The 20,167-nt window shown below is 69.2% G+C and carries 20 protein-coding genes; 10 read left to right on the top strand and 10 right to left on the bottom strand.

Annotated elements, in window-relative coordinates; translation table 11 throughout:
• Positions 1-8 precede the first annotated feature (8 nt).
• A complete protein-coding gene (locus EV138_RS15865) occupies positions 9-977 on the top strand; it encodes a DUF5926 family protein (protein ID WP_133979699.1) in 969 nt (322 codons plus the stop codon).
• A 393-nt stretch (positions 978-1,370) separates the two neighbouring features.
• On the opposite strand, the gene EV138_RS15860 is transcribed toward EV138_RS15865, so the two are convergent.
• Positions 1,371-2,570, bottom strand: a complete 1,200-nt coding sequence (locus EV138_RS15860; protein WP_133979698.1) for an arginine deiminase — start codon at positions 2,568-2,570, stop codon at positions 1,371-1,373.
• 243 nt (positions 2,571-2,813) lie between these two features.
• Between EV138_RS15860 and EV138_RS15855 the strand changes: the two genes are divergently transcribed.
• The 4 genes from EV138_RS15855 (at position 2,814) to EV138_RS15840 (ending at position 6,226) form a co-directional block, all read left to right on the top strand.
• Positions 2,814-3,416, top strand: a complete 603-nt coding sequence (locus EV138_RS15855; protein WP_133979697.1) for a dihydrofolate reductase family protein — start codon at positions 2,814-2,816, stop codon at positions 3,414-3,416.
• A gap of 170 nt (positions 3,417-3,586) precedes the next feature.
• On the top strand, positions 3,587-4,342 hold the full coding sequence (locus EV138_RS15850) for a glycosyltransferase (protein WP_133979696.1): 756 nt from the start codon (positions 3,587-3,589) through the stop codon (positions 4,340-4,342).
• The gene (mptB, locus tag EV138_RS15845) at positions 4,339-5,898 is read left to right on the top strand and encodes a polyprenol phosphomannose-dependent alpha 1,6 mannosyltransferase MptB (RefSeq protein WP_133979695.1); all 1,560 of its coding nucleotides are present in this window, start codon (positions 4,339-4,341) and stop codon (positions 5,896-5,898) included. Before EV138_RS15850 ends, mptB begins: the two co-directional genes overlap by 4 nt.
• Before the next feature lie 10 nt (positions 5,899-5,908).
• Complete coding sequence (locus EV138_RS15840; RefSeq protein WP_133979694.1) at positions 5,909-6,226, top strand: cupin domain-containing protein; 318 nt, start codon at positions 5,909-5,911, stop codon at positions 6,224-6,226.
• Here the strand turns inward: EV138_RS15840 and larC are convergent.
• Entirely contained in the window at positions 6,223-7,554 is a 1,332-nt protein-coding gene (gene larC / locus EV138_RS15835) for a nickel pincer cofactor biosynthesis protein LarC (protein WP_133979693.1), read from the bottom strand. The genes EV138_RS15840 and larC overlap by 4 nt on opposite strands.
• A complete protein-coding gene (gene larB / locus EV138_RS15830) occupies positions 7,551-8,267 on the bottom strand; it encodes a nickel pincer cofactor biosynthesis protein LarB (RefSeq protein WP_133979692.1) in 717 nt (238 codons plus the stop codon). Before larB ends, larC begins: the two co-directional genes overlap by 4 nt.
• Before the next feature lie 124 nt (positions 8,268-8,391).
• On the opposite strand from larB, the gene EV138_RS15825 reads away from it, so the two are divergent.
• The gene (locus tag EV138_RS15825) at positions 8,392-8,910 is read left to right on the top strand and encodes a DUF4446 family protein (RefSeq protein ID WP_166678609.1); all 519 of its coding nucleotides are present in this window, start codon (positions 8,392-8,394) and stop codon (positions 8,908-8,910) included.
• On the opposite strand, the gene EV138_RS15820 is transcribed toward EV138_RS15825, so the two are convergent.
• Positions 8,878-10,467 (bottom strand): bifunctional phosphatase PAP2/diacylglycerol kinase family protein, encoded by a 1,590-nt coding sequence (locus EV138_RS15820; RefSeq protein WP_133979690.1) that lies wholly within the window; start codon positions 10,465-10,467, stop codon positions 8,878-8,880. The genes EV138_RS15825 and EV138_RS15820 overlap by 33 nt on opposite strands.
• A gap of 105 nt (positions 10,468-10,572) precedes the next feature.
• On the opposite strand from EV138_RS15820, the gene serS reads away from it, so the two are divergent.
• Both serS and EV138_RS15810 read left to right on the top strand, forming a co-directional pair.
• On the top strand, positions 10,573-11,847 hold the full coding sequence (gene serS / locus EV138_RS15815; protein ID WP_133979689.1) for a serine--tRNA ligase: 1,275 nt from the start codon (positions 10,573-10,575) through the stop codon (positions 11,845-11,847).
• The gene (locus EV138_RS15810) at positions 11,844-12,644 is read left to right on the top strand and encodes an HAD family hydrolase (RefSeq protein WP_133979688.1); all 801 of its coding nucleotides are present in this window, start codon (positions 11,844-11,846) and stop codon (positions 12,642-12,644) included. Before serS ends, EV138_RS15810 begins: the two co-directional genes overlap by 4 nt.
• Before the next feature lie 159 nt (positions 12,645-12,803).
• Here EV138_RS15810 and EV138_RS15805 read toward each other — a convergent pair whose 3' ends face one another.
• Positions 12,804-13,445, bottom strand: coding sequence for a WhiB family transcriptional regulator (locus tag EV138_RS15805; protein ID WP_238158159.1), 642 nt, complete (start codon positions 13,443-13,445; stop codon positions 12,804-12,806).
• A gap of 469 nt (positions 13,446-13,914) precedes the next feature.
• Between EV138_RS15805 and EV138_RS15800 the strand changes: the two genes are divergently transcribed.
• Entirely contained in the window at positions 13,915-14,727 is an 813-nt protein-coding gene (locus EV138_RS15800; protein WP_133979687.1) for an HAD family hydrolase, read from the top strand.
• A gap of 23 nt (positions 14,728-14,750) precedes the next feature.
• Here the strand turns inward: EV138_RS15800 and EV138_RS15795 are convergent, their stop codons facing one another.
• A complete protein-coding gene (locus EV138_RS15795; RefSeq protein ID WP_133979686.1) occupies positions 14,751-15,359 on the bottom strand; it encodes a bacterial proteasome activator family protein in 609 nt (202 codons plus the stop codon).
• Between the two features lie 70 nt (positions 15,360-15,429).
• Entirely contained in the window at positions 15,430-15,957 is a 528-nt protein-coding gene (locus EV138_RS15790) for a CGNR zinc finger domain-containing protein (protein ID WP_133979685.1), read from the bottom strand.
• A 25-nt stretch (positions 15,958-15,982) separates the two neighbouring features.
• Here EV138_RS15790 and EV138_RS37300 point away from each other — a divergent pair, with 25 nt between their 5' ends.
• Positions 15,983-16,150, top strand: coding sequence for a hypothetical protein (locus EV138_RS37300; RefSeq protein WP_166678608.1), 168 nt, complete (start codon positions 15,983-15,985; stop codon positions 16,148-16,150).
• 19 nt (positions 16,151-16,169) lie between these two features.
• On the opposite strand, the gene EV138_RS15785 is transcribed toward EV138_RS37300, so the two are convergent.
• From EV138_RS15785 to EV138_RS15775, 3 genes are read right to left on the bottom strand one after another with little or no spacing between them, the layout of a single operon-like run.
• Complete coding sequence (locus EV138_RS15785) at positions 16,170-18,860, bottom strand: FtsX-like permease family protein (protein WP_133979684.1); 2,691 nt, start codon at positions 18,858-18,860, stop codon at positions 16,170-16,172.
• Complete coding sequence (locus tag EV138_RS15780) at positions 18,860-19,579, bottom strand: ABC transporter ATP-binding protein (RefSeq protein ID WP_133979683.1); 720 nt, start codon at positions 19,577-19,579, stop codon at positions 18,860-18,862. The genes EV138_RS15785 and EV138_RS15780 overlap by 1 nt, the downstream gene beginning before the upstream one ends.
• The gene (locus tag EV138_RS15775; RefSeq protein WP_133979682.1) at positions 19,576-20,157 is read right to left on the bottom strand and encodes a PadR family transcriptional regulator; all 582 of its coding nucleotides are present in this window, start codon (positions 20,155-20,157) and stop codon (positions 19,576-19,578) included. Before EV138_RS15775 ends, EV138_RS15780 begins: the two co-directional genes overlap by 4 nt.
• Positions 20,158-20,167: the final 10 nt, after the last annotated feature.

Raw genomic sequence — 20,167 nt, 5'->3', positions numbered from 1 at the left:
CTGCGGGCATGGGAAAGAAGTCGCGCAACCGCGCCAAGAACACCACGACCGTCACGCTGGACCCGGCCGACCTCGTCGACGTCGGCCCGCGCGAGCCTTGCCCGTGCGGCTCCGGCAAGCGGTTCAAGCAGTGCCACGGGCGTGAGCAGGCCCAGGCGGCGGACAGCTTCGTGGTCCGCCCGTTCGAGGGGCTGCCGGCCGAGTGTGACCTGATCGCGTTCCGCGAGATCGTCCCGGCCGGTACGGCGGAGGTCACGCTGACCGGTGAGCACAAGGGCCGCACCGTCAACCTGGTCACCCTGCTGCCGATGGCGATGCCGGGCCTGGTCCGCGACGACGAGACGATCTGGATCGGCCTGCAGACGCACGCCTCGACCGGCGACCCGAGCCGCGACCTCGGCCACGCGATCACCGCGGCGCTGGCAACGGAGCCGGGGAACCCGATCCAGCTCGGCGACCTCCTCAAGGACGGCCCGCGGCTGCAAGATCTGATCGACACCTCGAAGCCGATCGAGGTCAAGGTCCACGACGGCTTCGACTACTGGGTCGGTGAGAACGTCGAGGACCCGACCGGCGAGGTTGCGGCCGGACTGGAGCGGGCGAACGCCGCTGCCGCCCCGACCGTGCGACTGCAGTCGGTTGAAGCGGCGTACTGGACGCAGATCGGCGACCGTCGGTACCTGCGCTGGGTGCTGCCGCATGCGGAGGACACGCTGCTCGACGCACTGGCGCGCCTGCACGCCGCGGGCTCGTCGTCGCTGGTGGAGGGAAGCCGCCTGATCGGTTCGTTCCGCGCCCTCGGCGTACTGGCTCCGGTCTGGGAACTGCCGGCCGACGCCGAGGCCGCCGATCTGGAGAAGCCGGTCGCGGACTTCGCGGCGGCGCTGGACAAGGCGCTCGCGACCGAGGCGTCGCTCAGCACCGAGGAGCGGGCCGCGCGCGCCGGGCTGGCGAGCCGGCAGTTGACGATCCGTTAGAACAAGACAAAGGGCCCCTCGCTGCGCGCGAGGGGCCCTTTGTCACGTGGACGGCCCAAGTCCTGCTGACGGGGGAGCAACAGGGCCTGGGCCTAGGCATGAAGAGTACTCATAACCCGCCCCGACGACAACCCCCGATTTCACTCCGCGTGTCGACCGTCTCACCGCCCCCTGAAATCGATCTCACACGCCCGCCTCCAGCCCCCGGGTACCGCGTAGCCTGCGATGTCGATCAGTCCGGTCAGCCAGAACCGCGTACCCGAGCTGGGTCAGACCCGGCATGTGTTTGCCTTGGCAGAACCGCCTACGCATGCCCCGTCAGAGCTGGTACTCCGCTGACGGGGTTCTGCGGTGGCCTCGTTGGTTCTCGGGGTTCTGGGGATTCGAAGGGGGTCAGGGGGTGGTCAGGGGGTCTCGGAGGACCGGGCAGGACATGCAGCGGGGGCCGCCTCGGCCGGAGCCCAGTTCTGAGCCGGAGATGCGGATGACCTCGATGCCGGACTCCTCGAGGCGGGCGTTGGTCTCGACGGTTCGCTCGTAGGCGATGCAGACCCGGGGAGCGAGCGCGAGGGTGTTGTTGCCGTCGTCCCATTGCTCGCGTTCGGCGGTGACCGGGTCGAGGCCGGTGTCGATCCGCCGGAGCGTGTCGATCCCGAGCGCCTTCGCCGCCGCGACCAGGAACGGCTCCGGCTCCGCGACGTGCAATTCCTCGCCGTCGGTGGTGACGGCCAGTGCGCGCATCTCCTCCGCCATGTTCGGATACATCAGCACCGCGTCGACGTCGACCATCGTGCAGACGGTGTCCAGGTGCATGGTCGCGCGCTGCTGGGCGATCGGCACGGCGAGAACGGTGTGCGCGAGCCCCTTCGCGAAGACGCGCCGGGCCAGCCGCTCCACACCCGCCGGAGTGGTCCGCTCGCCGACACCGACGGCCAGAACGCCGGGACCGAGGGCCAGGACGTCACCGCCTTCGACGTGCTCGAGCGTGTGGTCGTACACCTTGTCCGCACCGGCGAACCGCGGGTGGTACTTGTAGATCAGCTCGGTCAGCTGGGTCTCGCGAACCCGCGCAGGCATGGCCAGCGACGTGACCGCGACCGAGTCCGAGATCCAGACGCTCGAATCCCGGGTGAAGAGCAGGTTCGGCAGGGGATCGATCAGGAAGTCCTCGTCGGCGAGCAGCGAGGTGACCAGACCACCGGCCCGCACCTCGTCGTTCCGGACGCCGGCCATCAGCGCCTCGGCCAGTGCGGCCGGGTCGAGCGAAGCCAACGCCGTACGGAGGTATTCGCGCAGGGTGTCGCCGAGCCGGAGGTCCTCGATTGCGCCCTGGACGGCGGCCGCGCGAGCACCGGAGTCGTTGAGGGCCTCGGTGAGGAGCTCGCCGAGGTAGAGCACCTCGACGTCGCGGTCGCGAAGCGCCTGAGCGAACGCGTCGTGCTCGTCCTGCGCGCGACCGACCCACGGGATGCCGTCGAACAGCAGCTTGTCGTTGTTGCGTGGGGTCAGCCGCCGGAGCTCGTTCCCGGGCCGGTGCAGCATCACGGTCCGCAGCGGCCCGACCTCGCTGTCGATGCCATACGCCTCAGTCATGCCCCTACCCTCTCGTCCGACACCGGATCGTCCCACCAAGCTACGGCAGCACCGCCGTAACCGCCGGGACGCCGTGATTCTGTCTGATTGTCCGACAATTTCTCCGGATCTCCAATTCGCGGGCGCCAGGTCGGCCACCGGCAGGGGGATATCGGCCAGCTGGCCGATGTTCTGCCCCGGCGGCGCCGACAGGATTGTGGTCAAGAGGACGCCGCGAAGGGGTCCCGAACCGGAGGAACCGACATGACGCAGCAGAACACCCGCACGGTGACCGCGAACATCACGCTCTCGCTCGACGGCCGGGTCAACGGCGCCGGTGGCGACTACGACATGAGCTGGATCGTTCCGCACGCGATCACCGAAGGGGCCCGCGACCACATGACGCGGGTGACCAGCACCGCCACCACCGCATTGCTGGGGCGGAAGAACTACGAGGGCTTCGGCGGCTTCTGGCCGGCGGTCGCCGACGACGAGAACGCCGCCCCGCAGGACCGCGCCTTCTCGAAGTGGCTGAACGAGGTCGAGAAGGTCGTCTTCTCGACCACCCTGACCGAATCCCCCTGGCAGAACTCGCGGTTCGTCGACGCCGACCCGGCCGGTGTGGTGAAGCAGCTCCGCGCGGAGCCGGGCGGCGACATCATCGTCCTCGCCAGCAGCAGCGTCATCCGCGCGCTGCTCGCGGCCGACGAGGTCGACCGGCTCAGCATCACGCTCGCCCCCGAGCTGGTCGGCGGCGGCGCCCGGCTCTTCGAGGACGGCATCCCGGCCACCTCCTGGCAGCTGTCGGACTCCACGCCCACCGAGTCCGGGGCCCTCACGCTGCTCTACGACCGCACTCGTTCCTGATCCGTTCATGGCGGCTCCTTTCGGTTCTGCCAGAGAAGATGCACCGAAGTCCGCCGGCAGGGCCGAGGTTGTCCACAGCCTCCCGGCTGATCGTTCGAAAGGACGAGATATCCACAGCCGGGTGGTGCTGAGGACGGCGATCGGCTCGGGAACAACTAGGCTGCGGTGCTGTGTCCGGTACTGAGCTGCCTCCCGTCGAGCCCGTTGGCGCTGTCGCCTGCGTGATCCCGGCGAAGGACGAGGCCGAGCGGATCGCCGCGACCGTGGCCGCGGTGCAGAAGATCGCCGGTGTGGACCTCGTCGTCGTGGTCGACGACGGGTCCACCGACGGCACTTCGGCGGCTGCCGAGCAGGCCGGAGCGATCGTCGTACGGCACGAACGAAACCGGGGGAAGGCGGCGGCGATGGAGACGGGGGCGGCGGCCGTCGCGGAGCGGGACGGCGCGCGAGCGCGGACACTGCTCTTCCTGGACGCCGATCTGACCGATTCCGCGACCGGCGCGGAGCCACTGATCGAGCCGGTCGTGGCCGGCCGCGCGGACATGACGATCGGGACGTTGCCCGCTCAGGTCCGCGCCGACGGCAGCAAGGCCGGCGGGCACGGATTCGTCGTACGGCTGGCCCGGTCGGGGATCGAGCAGGCGACCGGCTGGGCGCCTGAGCAGCCGCTGTCCGGGCAGCGGTGCATGACCCGCACGGCCTTCGAGGCGGCGCTTCCGCTGGCCAGTGGCTTCGGTGTCGAGACCGCCTTGAGTGTCGACCTGGGGCGCAAGGGATTCCGCATCATCGAGGTGCCGATCGAAGTGCGGCATCGCGCCACCGGCACCGACTGGCGTGGACAACTGCATCGAGCTCGCCAGTTCCTGCACGTACGGCGCGCGCTCGCCGCCCGGCGTGCCCTTCCTTCGCGGAAGCCGCCGCAATGAGCACCGACGCAGTCGTAGAGCAACAGCCGGCCGCGCTGCGAGACGGCCGCCGCGCGATCGCCTTGTACCTCGCCTCGACGGTGCTGATCGTCGCCGCGGGACTCCTCGGCCCGTCCGTGGTGGTCCTGACCCTGACCAACCGGCACGCCTGGCTCCCGTCGTACTGGTTCGACACCAAGCCGAACGACTGGCTCGTCTCGGTGATGATCTACGTCGCGATCCTGCTCGGCGGGTACGGCGTGTACCTGGCGACCCGTGCGCTCAAAGCCGGCTGGGCGCCGGGCGTCCGCCGATTGGTTGCCCTAGGCATCGGTACGACGGCGGCCATCACGCTGGTCCCGCCGATGGCCTCGGGCGACGTGCTGATCTACGCGGCGTACGGGCGGATCATGTCGCTCGGCGGCAACCCGTACACGACCGCGCCGGCCGACACCATCCGGCTCGGCTACGACCCGGTGATCGCGGCGACCGAGCGGCCCTGGCAGGGCGCGAAGAGTGTGTACGGGCCGATCGCCACCTGGATCCAGTGGTTCTCCTCCTGGGTCGGCGGCGACTCGATGCAGCTGACCGTGTGGATGCTCCAGTTGTCGGTGGCGATCAGCCTGATCGTCACCGGACTGCTGCTGCTCAAGCTGGTCGGTTCGAATCCGGTCAGCCAACGCCGCGTCGTCATGGTCGGCATGGCCAACCCGCTGGTGCTGTGGTCGGTGCTGGCCGGTGCGCACAACGACGCGATCGCGGTGATGTTCGCGGTCTGGGCGCTCGTGCTCTTCCGGCGGCATGTGTTCTGGGCCGGGATCATGCTCGGCGTCGCGGGTTGCACCAAGCTGTCGATCGGGCTGGTCGGCGTCGCGATGCTCTGGTCGCTGCGCGCCGATCGGCGCCGGGCGATCTTCTTCTGCCTCGGCGGCGCCGTCTCGATGGCCGGCCTGTACTCGATCGTGGGGCTGCAAGCGTTCCAGCAGGCCCGGTCGCAGACGTCGTTCATCTCGACCGGCACGCCGCACAAGGTGATCCTGAGCCTCTTCGACCTGTTCCTCCCCGGCGCACTGGTCCGCACGCTGCTCGCGATCGCTTCCTGGGTCGGGCTGATCGTGGTGGCGATCCTGCTGTCGCAGGTGTTCCCGAAGTCGCTGGTGCCGCAGACGCACCCGGAGGACCGGACGCCGGACGCCATCCGGTACACGGCGATCTACGCCATCGCCTGGCTGCTCACCGCGATGTACTCGCTGCCCTGGTACGACCTGATCGCCTGGGTCGCGCTGGCGGCCGTGGCGGCGTCCAAGGTCGACAAGTTGATGGTGATCCGGACGACGATGCTCGCGATCGCGTACGTGCCGGGCCGCGATCCCAACGCGCGCCAGGTGGCGGCGTCGTTGTCCGATTCGCTGGAGTGGTTCAGCGCCCGGTTGCGGGACACGATCTGCCCCGCGATCGAGCTCGGCGTACTGATCGGCCTGATCGTCTGGGCCCGCCGCGGCGGCGCCCGCTGGTGGCCGTACGACTGGCCGAAACGCAAGGCCAAAGCCGTGACGGAGAAGGCCGCGGCGCACTAGCATCTCCCGGATGCAGAAGCTGTCAGGCGCGGGCGTCTTCCACAAGGCAGAGCCGAATCACTTCGCGGAACATCTGCGGACCGAATCGCTGTCGGTGGGGACGTACTCGCTGCTCGCGGGCGCGGTCGACGACCAGGCGCCGCATCACGAGGACGAGATCTACGTGGTCACCACCGGCCGGGCGACCTTCGTGACGCCGAGCGGATCCGAGCAGGTCGGTCCCGGTGATGTGCTGTTCGTCCCGGCCGAGGAAGAACACCGCTTCGTCGACATCACCGAGGACCTGGCCCTGCTCGTCTTCTTCGCCCCGCCGTACTCCGGCCGCTAGCTCCAGAGGTCGTGGCCGGCGGCGATCGCCTTGGCCAGCACGTTCTTCACCGGGCGCTTCAGCACCGACGCGGCCGCGACGACGTCGTCGTACTCCGGTTGCACGTTGACCACCTGACCGCCGTACCGGGCGATCTTGACGTGGATCCGCTGTCCGTCGACGTCGACACTGGCGAACTCCCGGTCGGCCGCATGCTTGCGGATGTCGAACTCGCGGAGCCCGATCGCCGACGTCTCGGCGAGGATCACCGCCCGGACGACCTCGGCGTTCGGCCGGCTCACCAGCACCGAGAGGGTGTGCGCGGGCCGCCCCTTCTTCATCAGGATCGGGGTCAGCCACGCGTCCGCCGCGCCGGCCTCCATCAGCCGCGCCAGCACCTGCGGCCAGATCCGCGGATCCAGATCGTCGACATTGGTCTCGTAGACGACCTCGGTGCCGGGCTGCTCGACGGACTCGCCGATCACCACCCGGACGATGTTCGGTACCTCGATCGGGTCCCGCCCGCCCGCGCCGACGCCGGTCTGCTGGATCCGCATCGGCGGCATCAGCCCGAACTCGTCGGCCAGCGAGGACAGCAACGCGGCCCCGGTCGGCGTGGTCATCTCGTACGGCGCGGTGCCACCGACGACCGGAGCGTCCGCTTCGGCGAGCAGATGCAGTACCGCGGGGCCGGGCACCGGGATGCCGCCGTGCTGCCCGCGCACCTGACGCCCGCCACCGAGCGAGATCGTCGAAACCACGATCCGGTCGAGCTCCAACGAGACAGATGCCGCCGCTACCCCGACGATGTCGGCGATCGCATCGAGCGCGCCGACCTCATGGAAATGCACCGCATCCGGCTCGACCCCATGCGCAGCCGCCTCGGCCCGAGCCAACCGGGCGAAGGTGTCCAGGGCCCGCTCCCGCACGGCATCCGCCAGCTCAGCACCCTGGATCAACTCCCGAACCGCAGCCCACGTCCGCGTCGGCCCACCACCACCCCCGCCATGTCCATGCCCATGCCCGACCTGGTCATGCCCGTGGCCGTGCCCAGCCTCGTCGTGCCCATGCCCGTGGCCGACCTCGCTTCCGGCGGCAGCAGGCGACTGTTCCCCGGCCGGCGACGAAGGAGCTGAGTTCTCGGGGTGCAGTTCGCCGTCGACTCGGACCGATGCCTTGGTGGCGGCGATCTGGTGGCGGCTGGTCTGTTCGACGGTCACCGACAGGGACGGGTCTACCGCGCGCACTGCAGCGTTCACGAGTTCACGGTCTGCGCCGGCGCTCAGGAAAGCACCGAGGAGCATGTCGCCCGAGGCCCCGGCGGAGCAGTCGATCCAGGCGACCCTCACTGCGTCTTCACCTCCGCCGGTGCCGCGCGGCGCGCGACCCGAGCCGCGAACACCCCGGCCCCGAACCCGTTGTCGATGTTCACCACGGTCACTCCCGGCGCACACGAGTTGAGCATCCCCAGCAGCGCAGCCACCCCGCCGAAGGAAGCGCCGTACCCGACAGACGTCGGTACTGCGACCAGCGGCACCCCGACGAGCCCGCCGACAACGCTGGGCAGCGCACCTTCCATCCCGGCCACCACGATCAGGCAGTCGGCGGCGTCCAGTCGCTCACGCACTCCCAGAATCCGGTGCAGCCCGGCGACACCGACATCGGTGATCAGGTCCACGCCGGCTCCGAAGACCTGCACCGTAGTCGCAGCCTCCGCCGCGACCGGCGCGTCCGAAGTACCAGCGGCAACCACGGCGACCGTGCCGCGTAGTACCGGCGGTGAGCCGAGCACCGCAGTACGGCCGACGGGATCCACGACCGCCTCCGGCAAGGCGGCCGCGACGGCTTCCTGTGCCTCGACGGTCAAGCGGGTCGCGAGCACGGCGTGATCGGGGTGGGTGTCGTGCAGGGTGCGGAGCAGTTCGACGACCTGAGTGGGCGTTTTGCCGGCGCCGTAGACGACCTCGGCGTCGCCGGTGCGCTCCAGCCGGTCGGTGTCGAGCCGGGCGTAGCCGAGATCGTGCACGCCTGGTTGCGGACCTGGGTCAGGCAAATGAGTCACGCTGCGAATCTACGTGGCCCAGCAGGAAATCACCGATTCGGACCTGTCGTTCTCACGCAGTGCATCCGCCTGATCACCCGCGCTGATGCTGATTGCGCCACCGTGAGCCATTAGGCTGCCACCCGTGTCTTCGACGTTAGCCGGTGCTTTCGGGATCGCCGCCCTGTTCGTGGCGGTCCTGGCCCTCGTGTTCGCCATCCAGGCGCTCCGGGCGCAGTCCGGTGCTCCCAAGACCACGCAGAAGCTGCCTGCGAGCCCTGTCCCGGCACCGCAGCAGCAAGCCGAGCCACAGTTCCAGGAGCCGCAGAAGCCGGGCACGGTGAAGTCCGAGCTGCGCAGGCTCAGCAAGGAACTGGAGGACGCCCGCAGCGAGCTGCGGGAGACGCTGCAGCACCTCGCCGTCGTCCGCTACGACGCGTACGGCGACATGGGCGGCCGGCTGTCCTGGTCGATGGCGCTGCTCGACGACAACGGCGACGGCGTCGTCCTCACCTCGATCAACAGCCGCAACGACGCCCGCTCGTACGCCAAAGAGGTCTCCGGCTTCGAGAGCGATTCGAAGCTGTCGCCGGAGGAGGAAGAGGCGATCGAGACGCTCCGCAAGGAGGCGTCACCGGCGCTTGGGGACCCGGACCACCAGTGAGCCCGGCTCGACCTCGGCCGTGAGCGACCGGCCCGGGCCGATCCCGTCGCCGTCGAGCTGACGCTGGACGGCCACTGCCGCCGTGATCTCCACCTTCCGGCCGGTGAAGCGTTCGAGGTACATCTCGGTCCGCTTGGTCCGGGTCATCACCCGCCAGAACACCAGCGGCCACTGCGTGACCCGGCGCGGCGCGATCACCACCACGTCGATCAGGCCGTCGTCGGGCCGGGCGTCGGGCAGCAGCGGGATGTTCGCCTGCAACATGCCCACGTTGCCGATCACGACGGTGCGGACCCTGCGCTCCACCGGCTCGGCGTCGTCCAGCTTGATCCGCACCTGTACAGACGGATGGTTGATGTTCTTCGCCGCCGAGACCAGGTACGCCGTCCAGCCGATCTGCGCTTTCAGGTGCGGCGGCGCCTCCGAGATGATCGCGGCGTCCAGGCCGAGGCCGGCCATCACCGCGAACCGGTCGGTGTCGAGCCCGTCGCCGCGCACCGTCACCAGGTCGATCCGGCGGTCCCGGCCGTCCAGGATCCGTTCCAGGGCGTCGTCCAGATCGAGCGGGATGTGCAGGTTGCGGGCCAGCAGATTGCCGGTTCCCGCCGGGATCACGCCGACCGGGATGCCGGTGTTGGCCAGTGCCGCGCAGACCACCCGGACCGTGCCGTCGCCGCCGGCCACCAGGACCAGGTCCGATTCGTTCTCGATCGCCCGCTTGGCCATCGCGTTCCCGGCGTCGTCGATCCGGGTCTCCAGCCAGAGCGGATCGTCGTACCCGCGGAGGGCCAGCGCCCGGGTGAGTTTTCGCCGGAACGCGACTCCGTCGCCGACCTTGATCGGATTGACGATCACCGCCGCGCGCGGTGGTGCGGACCAGTCGCCGTCGGCGACGGTCCGTCGCCTGCGGCGGCGCAGGCCGGGCCGGAGGCCGAAGCCGATGGAAGTGGCGGTCAGGATCGCGAGGCCGAGGGCCCAGCCGCCGAGGACATCGGAGACGTACTGCACGTCCAGGACGACGCGGTCCACCGAGACGATCCAGACGACGGCAATGGTCGGCAGGGTGACCAGCAGGCGAAACCGCCGCCGCCAGCCGCGCACGGACGGCAGCACCACGCCCAGCGCGCCGGCGAGCACGAAGGCAGCGGTGGCGTGGCCGGACACGTATGACCCGCCGTCCGCCTCGACGAGCATCTGGGCGGGTCGTGGCCGGTCGAAGATGTGCTGCACGGCCTGCGCCAGCCCTAGCTCGGCCCCCGCTGACACCACCAGCCAGAGAGCCAGCAGCCGCGCCCGGCGGTGCCACAGATACGCCGCCACCACCACGATGATCCCGCGCGCGGTCCACGGCACAGTGATCGCAGCAACGATCTCCCAGAACCTCACGACGTTCTGGTGCGCAGCGCCGTACTCCGCGATCTCGGCGGCGACCGACAGGTCCCAGCGGCGCAGCGGCGGCCAGTCGCCGAAGACCAGCAAGGTGATGATCGTGAACGGGAGAACACCCAGCACCACCGTGAGCGCACGGCCGAGCTGACTGGGTGGATGATGATTCATCGGCCGCTCGAAACCCCCTCGAAAACGCATGTCTGCCCGGCTGGTGCCAGCCCATCATCCCGAATAGACTTCGCCGGTTCAGACACGCCCCGATACTCTTCCGGTGTGATCGATGCCAAATTGCTCCGTGAGAACCCCGATGTCGTCCGTGCGGCCCTGACCAAGCGTGGCGAGAGTACCGACCTGGTCGACCAGGTGCTGGCGGCCGACGGTGATCGTCGATCGTCCATCGCGGCGTTCGAATCGTTGCGCGCCGAGCAGAAGGGGCTCGGCAAGCAGGTCGCCCAGGCCAAGGGCGACGAGCGGACCGCCTTGCTGGAGCGGACCAAGACGCTGTCCGCCGAGGTGAAGGCGACCGAGGCCGCGGCGAACGAGGCCGAGGCGCGCTTCGACGAGCTCTCCCGCGGCCTGCCGAACCTGGTCTCCGACGAGGCCCCGGTCGGCGGCGAGAAGGACTTCGTCGTCATCGAGGAGATCGGCAAGCCGCGCGACTTCGCGGCCGAGGGCTTCGAGCCCCGCGACCACCTCGAGCTCGGTGAACTGCTGGGCGCGATCGACATGGAGCGCGGAGCGAAGATCTCCGGCGCGCGCTTCTACTTCCTCAAGGGCGTCGGCGCGCTGCTCCAGCTCGGCATGCTCCAGTTGGCGATCGCCCAGGCGGTGGAGAACGGCTTCACCCCGATGATCACGCCGACCCTGGTCAAGCCCGAGGTGATGGGCGGCACCGGCTACCTGAACGCCCACGACGACGTCTACCGCCTGGAGGAGCCCGAGCTCTACCTGGTCGGTACGTCGGAGGTCCCGCTGGCCGGCTACCACATGGACGAGATCATCGACGTGTCCGACGGTCCGGTCCGGTACGCCGGGTGGTCGTCCTGCTACCGCCGGGAAGCCGGTTCGCACGGCAAGGACACCCGCGGGATCATCCGTGTCCACCAGTTCGACAAGGTCGAGATGTTCTCCTACTGCAGCCTCGAGGACGCCGAAGCCGAACACCAGCGGCTGCTCGGCTGGGAGAAGGAGATGTTGGACAAGATGGAACTGGCCTACCGGGTGATCGACACCGCGACCGGTGACCTCGGCACGTCGGCGTACCGGAAGTTCGACTGCGAGGCGTGGGTGCCGACCCAGGGCGCGTACCGCGAGCTCACGTCGACCTCGAACTGCACCGACTACCAGGCCCGCCGGCTGAACATCCGGCACCGCGACGCCGAGGGCAGGACCCGCCCGGTCGCGACGCTGAATGGAACGCTGGCCACCACCCGCTGGCTCGTCGCCATCCTGGAGACGCACCAGCAGGCGGACGGTTCGGTCCGGGTGCCGGCGGCGCTGCGGCCGTACGTCGGTGGCCGTGACGTTCTCGAACCGGTGGCCAGATGATCGACGGCTGGCGGCCCAAGGCCGTTGCCCTCGACATCGATGGGACGTTGATCGACCACGACGAGCGGATCTCGTCGGCCGTGATCGACGCCGTACGCCGGGCGGCCGGCCAGGTGCCGATCATCCTCGCCACCGGCCGGGCCTACCAGACCACCAAGCCGGTGGCCGAGTTGCTCGGCCTGCGGGACGGATTGGTTGTCGCCAGCAACGGCGCGCGGACCGTCCGTTATCCCAGCGGCGAGGTGGTCGACGAGCGCACCTTCGATCCGTCGACGGTGATCGCGTCGGTGCGTGAGCACGCTCCGAACGCCCGGATGGCGGTCGAGGAGCACGGCGAGGGCCGCCACGGCTACCGGGTGACCGCGCCGTTCCCGGACGGCGATCTCGGCACCGGTGCGGCGATCCGCGTGGTCAGCGACGCCGAGCTCGCGCCGGAACCGGTGACCCGGTTGATCATTCGCGATCCGGAGGCGTCCGAGGCGGACTTCGTCGACCTGGCCGGACGGCTCGGGCTGCATGGGGTCAGCTACTTCGTCGGCTGGACGGCCTGGCTCGACATCGCACCCGAGGGCGTGGACAAGAGCACCGGCCTGAAGGTCGCGCTGGCGCAGTACGACCTGGACCCGGCCGATCTGCTGGCGATCGGCGACGGGCGCAACGACATCGAGATGCTCGTCTACGCGGGGCTCGGCATCTCGATGGGTTCCGCGCCCGACGAGGTGAAGGTGGCCGCCGACGAGGTGACCAAGTCGGTCCAGGACGACGGCGTAGCCGCTGTTCTCAACCGCTGGTTCTAGTAACGCACAAAGCACGACCGGACCAGCTGTTCGATCCTGATGGAATGGTCCCCCGGACAGGCCGAAGGCCCGAACCTCCTGCGACCGCAGGGGATTCGGGCCTTCGCTGCTGATAGTCCGCTGGCGGGCCGAGTATCAGGTGCCGATGTTCAGGTTTTCTCAGGCGACGCGGGTGGTGCCGGGTCGCGGCGCCTGGCAGGGCTGGTCCACCACGGCGTCGAACGCGTCCAGGACGGCGCTGACCTCCGGGCGGCGACGCGGGGCCTTGCTGGCGGGGCTCTGGCCGCGCCGGGCCCTGCGCAGGTGGCGCTTCACCGTCGACAGCGAGCATCCCAGCCGCATGGCCAGGGATTCGAGGCTGTCGTTCGGGTACTGCGTCCGCAGGCGTAGTACTTCTTCGTGGCTCACCGGGCGGCGCGTCCCCCGGGCGCCGGCCAGCTGGTCGAAGTCGTCGGCCTGCACCTCGACGTCCAGCAGGTTACGCATCGACCTGCGCTGCGCCGCCGTGGTCCCGGCGACGAAACCGCTGACATCGTGCTCGGCGACCGCGCTGAACAGGCAGTCGGTGAACAGCGGGCAGGATGCGCAGAGCGCCTTGGCCTCGCGGACCAGTTGCTCGTAGCGCTCCCTGGTCCGCCGGGTGGCGGAGGCAGGTGGTGGCTCTTCCATCAAGCGGTGCTGGAAGATGTCCGTCCGAGCACCGCAGCCGGTCATGGCCCCTTCCATGGTGGAAGATGTGTCGACAGCCGCTCGGGAGACGCTGCTCCCTTGCCCCGCTATCGTGGCGCTGTTGACAGTCATGTGGCTCCCCAAGTTCCAGGACTCGCGTGAACGAACGGTTAATGACGTTCGAACCTTCGAGCCCACTAGCTGATGGACCGACCCGTCTGTTGCCGACCCACCCTGTCGTCCGGCGCGAGACGCACCGATCCATTACTGTTGACGTCGCTGATGTGGATTTGGTTGCACCAAATTCAGCATCAGTTCCGCGACGCTGTTCGCCGGGATGGGGCTGCACCAGATCTTGCGATCCGGAACAGGCGTACGACGCGGATGAATCGCCCCCGGTTCCCGCTAGACCACCGCATGAAATCACGCACAAACCCTGCTGCGCAGGGGAACTAGCTGCCTTTGCAGCATCCTGCCGTAACGGTCTGGTGACGTTGTTCAACGGTCAATCAGATTGCATGGAAAGCGATGTCCAAATGGTTGCGCAAAGAGGTCCCGGGAGGGTATTAGGGCCGCGTCGAGGACGGGATACGGTGGCCTGGTGCCCGAGCAGAGAACGCCCCGCCCGCCGCGTCTGATCGCGACAGATCTTGACGGAACCTTAGTACGCGACGACCGCACCATCTCGCCGCGGACCAAGGCCGCGGTGCTCGCGGCCCAGGAAGCCGGAAGTGTTTTCGTGATGGTCACCGCCCGGCCACCTCGGTGGCTGCACGACCTGGCCGACCTGGTCGGCGCGCACGGTGTCGCGATCGTTGCCAACGGCGCCATTCTCTACGACGTCGTTCAGCGCAAGGCGATCCGGACGCGGATGATCGATCCGGCGATCGCGCTGGAGGTCGCCCGGGCGATCCGGACGGAGATCCCCGAGGTGGAGTTCGCCATCGAGCGATCGAACCGTTACGGACAGGAACCGAGATACCTGAACCGATGGCCCACTCCCGCTGACACGCTGGTCGCCGAACTCGAGGAACTACTGGCCGAACCGGCCGCCAAACTCCTCGTGCGCCACCCCAGTTGGCACTCCGACGACCTGCTGGCCAGGATCAGCCCACTGGTCGGGCACCGCGTCGCGGCCAGTCACAGCGGCGGCCACAGCCTGGTGGAGATCTCTGCCAGTGGCGTCTCGAAGGCCACCATGCTGGCCGATTTCGCCGCAGAACAAGGGATTGCGGCCGACGAGACGATCGCGTTCGGGGACTCGCTCAACGATCTGCCGATGCTCGCCTGGGCCGGCACCTCGTACGGCGTGGCGAACGCGCACCCGGAAGTCCTCGCGATGGTGGATGTCGTCTGCCCGGCAAACGACGAGGACGGTGTCGCCACCGTCCTCGAAGAGCTGTTCGCGGGCTGAAACGCCAGGTTTTCTCCCAGGCGTCAGAGATACATCCCGCCACTGCCGGGGCCGTCGGTGTTGCCGGCCTGCGGAGCGCCCGGGAAGGGACCCTCCTCCTGCGGTACCTGCTGGCCGCCGGGCAGCGCGCGGCGCATCGACTCGAGCTGCTGGCGGGCGGCCATCTGCTGGGCGAACAGAGCGGTCTGGATGCCGTGGAACAGGCCTTCGAGCCAGCCGACCAGCTGGGCCTGCGCGATCCGCAGCTCGGCCTCGGTGGGCGTGCTGTCCTCGGTGAAGTCCAGGCTGAGCCGTTCCAGCTCCTCGACGAGCTCGGGCGCCAGGCCGCTTTCCAGCTCCTTGATCGACGCCTCGTGGATCGACCGCAGCCGGTTGCGGGAGGCTTCGTCGAGCGGCGCGGACTTCACCTCTTCGAGCAGCTGGCGGATCATGTTCGCGACCCGCATCACCTTGGCCGGCTGCTCGACCAGTTCGGTCACCGAGCGCGGCTCGTCGTCGTGACGGTCCTCGTTCTCGCCGCGCGGTGGCCCCTCGACGGCCATGCCGTCCGGACCGACGATCAGGACCTTGCCGTCCTCGGTCTGGGCGCCGGCCATCGGCATTCCCTGGCTCTCGCTGCTGCTCTCACTCATCCCCCCATCCTAGAACCCTGCTCCTATCGCTTTCGGTGGCCCAGCTTCGGTCAGCGAAGCAGCGCGGGGACTAGTGCTTGGAGCGATGCCGGCGAACGGCGTCCCGGTTGGCGCAGGCAGGGCTGCAGTATCGCTGGCGCCCGCCACGCGACAGGTCGGCGTACACGTTGTCGCAGCCGTCTGTGCTGCAGCGGCCCAGTCGGGTGATTCCGCGACCGGCCAAGTGGAGTGCCGTGCCGGTGCTGATGAGTGTGGCGACGAGTCGCCCGACCGGTACGTCGTCCGGCCGGTAGTGCATGTGCCAACCGTCGCCGGCGTGGTTCGTCAGCCGCGGATGCTCGGTGTACTTGGCCAGCATCTCGTTGGCCAGCTGCACCCTGGTCTCCTCGTCCGGCGCATCGACTACTGCAAGCCACTCGTCGAGCGCAATGCGTACTGCGGCCAGGTCCGCCTCGGTGACCGACCGGGTACGGACCAGGCGACTCTCGACGCCGCTCTCCTCGCAGCGCTCGGCCAGCTCGTTCGGCGTACGGGCCGGGTTGGTGACCAGGTTGACGGCGAGCAGGACCGCGTCGGCGCCGTAAGGGTTGAGATGCACAATGGCATTACATCACGATGGATCCATGACCACCACAGCTGAAGTCCACCGGCATCGATGGAGTGTCGAATCGGCCCACCGGGTGAGCGAGGGCTTGCTCGTCTACCAGCGCTGCGAGTGCGGCCGGCGGCGGATCACCAGTACGCCGGCCTGGCCGATCGCCTGTCCCGAGCTCGCCACGATTGATGCCTGAGGCAACGAATCGGTCCTGATCAGTCGATGCGGCTGACCATCGGTAGCCGGGAGCGGGTCAGCAGCCAGGCGAGCAACGCCGCGCACAACGGGATCAGCACCACCATGCCGCCGAGTTCGCGCCAGGGGATCGCGAAGTACGGCGAACCGAAGGCGACCCGCGCCGTGTAGCCGTAGAGGGCACCGACGAACACCCCGAGCAGGCAGCCGAGTTCGCCGATCAGCCAGGCTTGCGCGGCCGCGAGATTGCGGCGCTGGCGCGGTTTGGCCCCGACCGCCGCGAGGGTCGCGAGATCGGCCCGTCCCTCCGCGGCCGACAGCGAGACGGCGATCGCGACGCCGAGCAGCGTCACCACCGCGGCCACCGAGAGCAGGATGACCAGCGCCTCGTCGGCCGGACTCTGGTAACCCTTCTCGATCTTCAAGGCGCTCTCGGCGCCGAGGAAGTTCCGCGCGGTCCGGAGTTCGGCCTCGGTCGGCTCGCGGGTGAGTGCGAGATGGGCCTGCTGGACGTTGATCGTGCCGAGCGTTCTGGCCGTTTCGGTGCCGACCAGCGCCTGCCGGCTGAAGGCGGCCAGTTCGTGCGACGGCTTCCGTGTGCTGACCGCGATCTTCTTGTCCTTCGCGGACGGCTTGTCGGTCCACCTGCCCAGTCGGGCCTGATCGCCTGCGAATCCCTGCGTCTCGACGACGATCTTCCCGGCGCGAAGGTCTGCGGCCACCTGGGCTCCGTTGCCGCCGAGGCTTGCGATGAAGTCCGGATCGACCGCCAGGAGCGGCGAAGCCGCCATGTCAGCGTCCTGGCCGGAGAGGCCGAGGGGAAACGCCACCAGCGGCTCCGTGTAGACGAACTGGCCCTGCGGGCCCTGACGCTCCGGCTTTGCGCCAATGGGGCTCACCGGTCCGAGCCGGTTGATGCTCTTGGTCGGCAGGGCGTCCGCGACGTTCCGCTCCAGCGCGGCGGTCCAGATCACGGTCCCGGTGTCGCCGGTGCCCGTGTTGTCGCCGTTGAACCGGATGACGGCGTCGCCGTCGCGCCCGGTCGGTACGTAGTCCTGGGCCGACGCGGCGAAGGAGTTCGCCAGCGCGAAGGCCATCGCCGCCGTACCGGCCACCGACATCATGATCGCGGCCGCGGCCGGCCCGGTGCGATGCCGGTGCCGCGCAGCGTCGCGGAGCGCGAGCCGCCCGCTCAGCGGCAGCGCACGGCCGATGGTCGCGGCCCGCGCGATCAGGTTCGGCAGCACCCAGACCAGGCCGGCGATCACACAGGTGATCCCGAGCAAGATCAGGGCGATCGGCTGCTCCGGCGTGATTCCGCCTTGGTAGGCGCCTGGATCACCGGCCGCTTCCTTCTGATGCTTCGCGTAGACCGTCGCCATCCAACTGGTACCGATGACCACGGAGGCGACGCCGCCCGCGACCAGGAACAACGCGGGCCGCCGCAGTCGTACTCCGGTCCCCGCGGACGCGAATCGTCCGGCCAGCGCCGCCATCGGCGACTGCTTGGCAGCCGAATGAGCCGGTACTACGGCGGCGAGCACCCCGGCGACGGCGCCGATCACGCCGACCACCACGAGTCGGCCGACCGGGAACTGGATGTCGCTGATCAGTCGTGCTAACAGCAGTTCCCAGAGCGGCTTCCCGGCGACCATCGCCACCACCGCGACCGCGATTCCGCCACCGGCCCCGGCGAGACCGATGACGACGCCTTGGGCGAGCACGATCCGCCGTACGTCGGCAGGAGTGCCGCCGGCCGCGATGACCAGACCGAGTGTCCGCGTCTGGCGTCGAGCGCTGACCGCGAACGCGGTACCGGCGAGCAGGACGATCTCCAGGACGCCGAAGCCGATCACCAGCATCGTGGCGGCGCTTCCGCCACCGCCGTACGAGACGTTGCTGGGGCCCGGGTGGACGATGGCCGCCCGCGGCGTGACGACTACGCCCTGGCTGAGCAGTTTTTCCTGCAGGGCTTGAAGATTCGTGCCGTCCGGCAGGTCTGCCACGTAGCGCAGTTCGGCGTCCGCGCCGACCCGGCTCAAGGGCGAACCCGGTGGCGCCCAGATCGACAGGCTCCTGGTGGCGCTCGGCGTCGTCGCGATTCCCACCACCTGGTAGCTCGGACCGTCATGGGTCGAGACTTCGGCGTCCGGCTCGAGCTTCCCGTCGGTGAGCAGTCCGAGGTGCTTGGCGAGTTGCGGGCTCAGGGCAATTTCATTGGTTGCTTCTGGCAACCGACCGCTGTCGAGCCGGTAGGTTCCCGCCGACAGGCCGCCGGTGGAGTCCACCACGGCGACCGGGTAGTTGGCCGATGCCGAGCCGGTCGTCGCGATGGTGGCCGTGGTGACCGAAGCGGTCCGGACCGCGATCGTCGTACCGGCGGGAAGCAGCTTCGAGACGTCGACGGTGTTGGGATCGCGCTGATCATCGGCCGCGGGATCCTCGCTGTAGAGGTAGCTGCCGTCGATGTCCTGCTGGTTGTCCAGCTTGACCGCTCGGTGCGGCGTGACGACGACCTGCGCGTCGGCTCTGCCGATCTGTTCCGTCGCCAGTGCCTCGCCCTTCGGGGACATGCTGAGCGAGATCATCCCGAGCCAACTGGCGGTCATCACCGGCAGCCCGATCAGGGCGGCGATCAAGGCGGTGCGGCCTGGCGAGCGGAGCGCAGTACGGCGGGCTATGCGCAGGGCCGTGCCCCAGTGCTTCGCCATCAGTGGGTTTCCAGCAGTACGTCGGCTTCGGGCAGCGGGCCGGCCTGGCCTACCAGGACACCATCGCGCAGGTAGACGACGCGGTCCGCCCAGGCGGCGTGCCGGGCCTCGTGGGTGACGAGGACGCCGGCGATGCCGTGCTGGTCGCAGCGGTCGCGGAGGAGTTGGAGGACGGCCTCGCCGGTGTCGGAGTCGAGGGCTCCGGTCGGTTCGTCGGCGAGGAGGAGCCGCCGATCACCGACGATCGCCCGGGCGATCGCCACCCGCTGTCGCTGACCGCCCGACATGTCGTCGGGAAACCTGTTGGCCAGCTCGGGGATGGCCACCTCCAGCAGGGCAGCTTCGGCGTACTTGCGGGCGGTGCGGGCACGGGTGCCGTCCAGTTCGAGCGGAAGCGCGACGTTCTCGGCCGCGGTGAGGGCAGGGATCAGGTTGAAGTCCTGGAACACGTAGCCGATCCGGCGCCGGCGCAGCGCGGCGACGGCGTTGCGGCTGAGCGTGGCGAGGTCGTTGCCGTCGATCAGGATCTCGCCGCTGGTCGGCTGGTCGAGTCCGCCCGCGCAGGTGAGCAGCGTGGACTTGCCGGAGCCCGACGGGCCCATCACCGCGACCAGTTCGCCGGCGGCGACGGACAGGTCGACGCCACGAAGGGCGTGCACTGCCTGGTCGCCGGTGCCGTGTTGCCGGGTCAGGTTGCGGATGTCCAGGATGGCGTTCATCGTCTGACCCCCGGGGTCGTGTTCTGCTGCTTGGGCGTGGAGCTCTTGGCAGGCTGGGACTTCTGGTGGCGCGACAGCATCGCCTCGCAGTGGTCGAGCCAGCGGATCTCGGCCTCGGCGGCGAAGATCATCGACTCCAGCACGAGCCGCCAGGAGATGTCGCCGTCGGCGCTCTGGCGCTTCAGCCGGGTCAGCTCCTGCAGGGCCTGCATCGTGGAGTTGCGTTGTCGTTGCACCACCGCGGTCACGTCCACGCCTGGTACGGCGAGCGCGAGGGCGAGCTTGATCGCCAGCTCGTCCCGCGGCCGCGACTCCCGCGTCACCGGCGTCTCGAACCAGTTGGTGAGCTCCGCGCGGCCCGCGTCGGTGATCTCGTACATCGATCTCCCGTCGCCGTCCCCCTCGCCTGGAGCCGCGGCGACCAGGCCGTCGCGCTCCAGGCGGGTCAGGGTGGTGTAGACCTGCCCGATGTTCAGTGGCCAGGTGGCGCCGGTGGCGGCCTCGAACTCGCCGCGCAGCTGGTAGCCGTACTTGGCTTCCGTCCGCAGCAACGCGAGCAACCCGTGCTTGATCGACATAGATACTGAG

Origin of the sequence: Kribbella voronezhensis (assembly GCF_004365175.1) — a bacterium.
In the GTDB taxonomy this organism is placed as follows: Bacteria; Actinomycetota; Actinomycetes; order Propionibacteriales; family Kribbellaceae; genus Kribbella; species Kribbella voronezhensis.
Note: the sequence above shows the minus strand (reverse complement) of the source record. Positions and strands in the feature narration are given on the sequence as shown.

Excerpts from the sequence above, each read along its gene's own strand:
- EV138_RS15805 (WP_238158159.1), bottom strand. The coding sequence starts at position 13,445 with ATGACTGTCAACAGCGCCACGATAGCGGGGCAAGGGAGCAGCGTCTCC.
- EV138_RS15785 (WP_133979684.1), bottom strand. The coding sequence starts at position 18,860 with ATGGCGAAGCACTGGGGCACGGCCCTGCGCATAGCCCGCCGTACTGCG.
- EV138_RS15775 (WP_133979682.1), bottom strand. The coding sequence starts at position 20,157 with ATGTCGATCAAGCACGGGTTGCTCGCGTTGCTGCGGACGGAAGCCAAG.
- EV138_RS15810 (WP_133979688.1), top strand. The coding sequence starts at position 11,844 with ATGATCGACGGCTGGCGGCCCAAGGCCGTTGCCCTCGACATCGATGGG.
- EV138_RS15860 (WP_133979698.1), bottom strand. The coding sequence starts at position 2,570 with ATGACTGAGGCGTATGGCATCGACAGCGAGGTCGGGCCGCTGCGGACC.
- EV138_RS15840 (WP_133979694.1), top strand. The coding sequence starts at position 5,909 with ATGCAGAAGCTGTCAGGCGCGGGCGTCTTCCACAAGGCAGAGCCGAAT.
- EV138_RS15795 (WP_133979686.1), bottom strand. The coding sequence starts at position 15,359 with ATGAGTGAGAGCAGCAGCGAGAGCCAGGGAATGCCGATGGCCGGCGCC.
- EV138_RS15865 (WP_133979699.1), top strand. The coding sequence starts at position 9 with ATGGGAAAGAAGTCGCGCAACCGCGCCAAGAACACCACGACCGTCACG.
- mptB (WP_133979695.1), top strand. The coding sequence starts at position 4,339 with ATGAGCACCGACGCAGTCGTAGAGCAACAGCCGGCCGCGCTGCGAGAC.
- EV138_RS15780 (WP_133979683.1), bottom strand. The coding sequence starts at position 19,579 with ATGAACGCCATCCTGGACATCCGCAACCTGACCCGGCAACACGGCACC.
- EV138_RS37300 (WP_166678608.1), top strand. The coding sequence starts at position 15,983 with ATGACCACCACAGCTGAAGTCCACCGGCATCGATGGAGTGTCGAATCG.
- EV138_RS15855 (WP_133979697.1), top strand. The coding sequence starts at position 2,814 with ATGACGCAGCAGAACACCCGCACGGTGACCGCGAACATCACGCTCTCG.
- EV138_RS15820 (WP_133979690.1), bottom strand. The coding sequence starts at position 10,467 with ATGAATCATCATCCACCCAGTCAGCTCGGCCGTGCGCTCACGGTGGTG.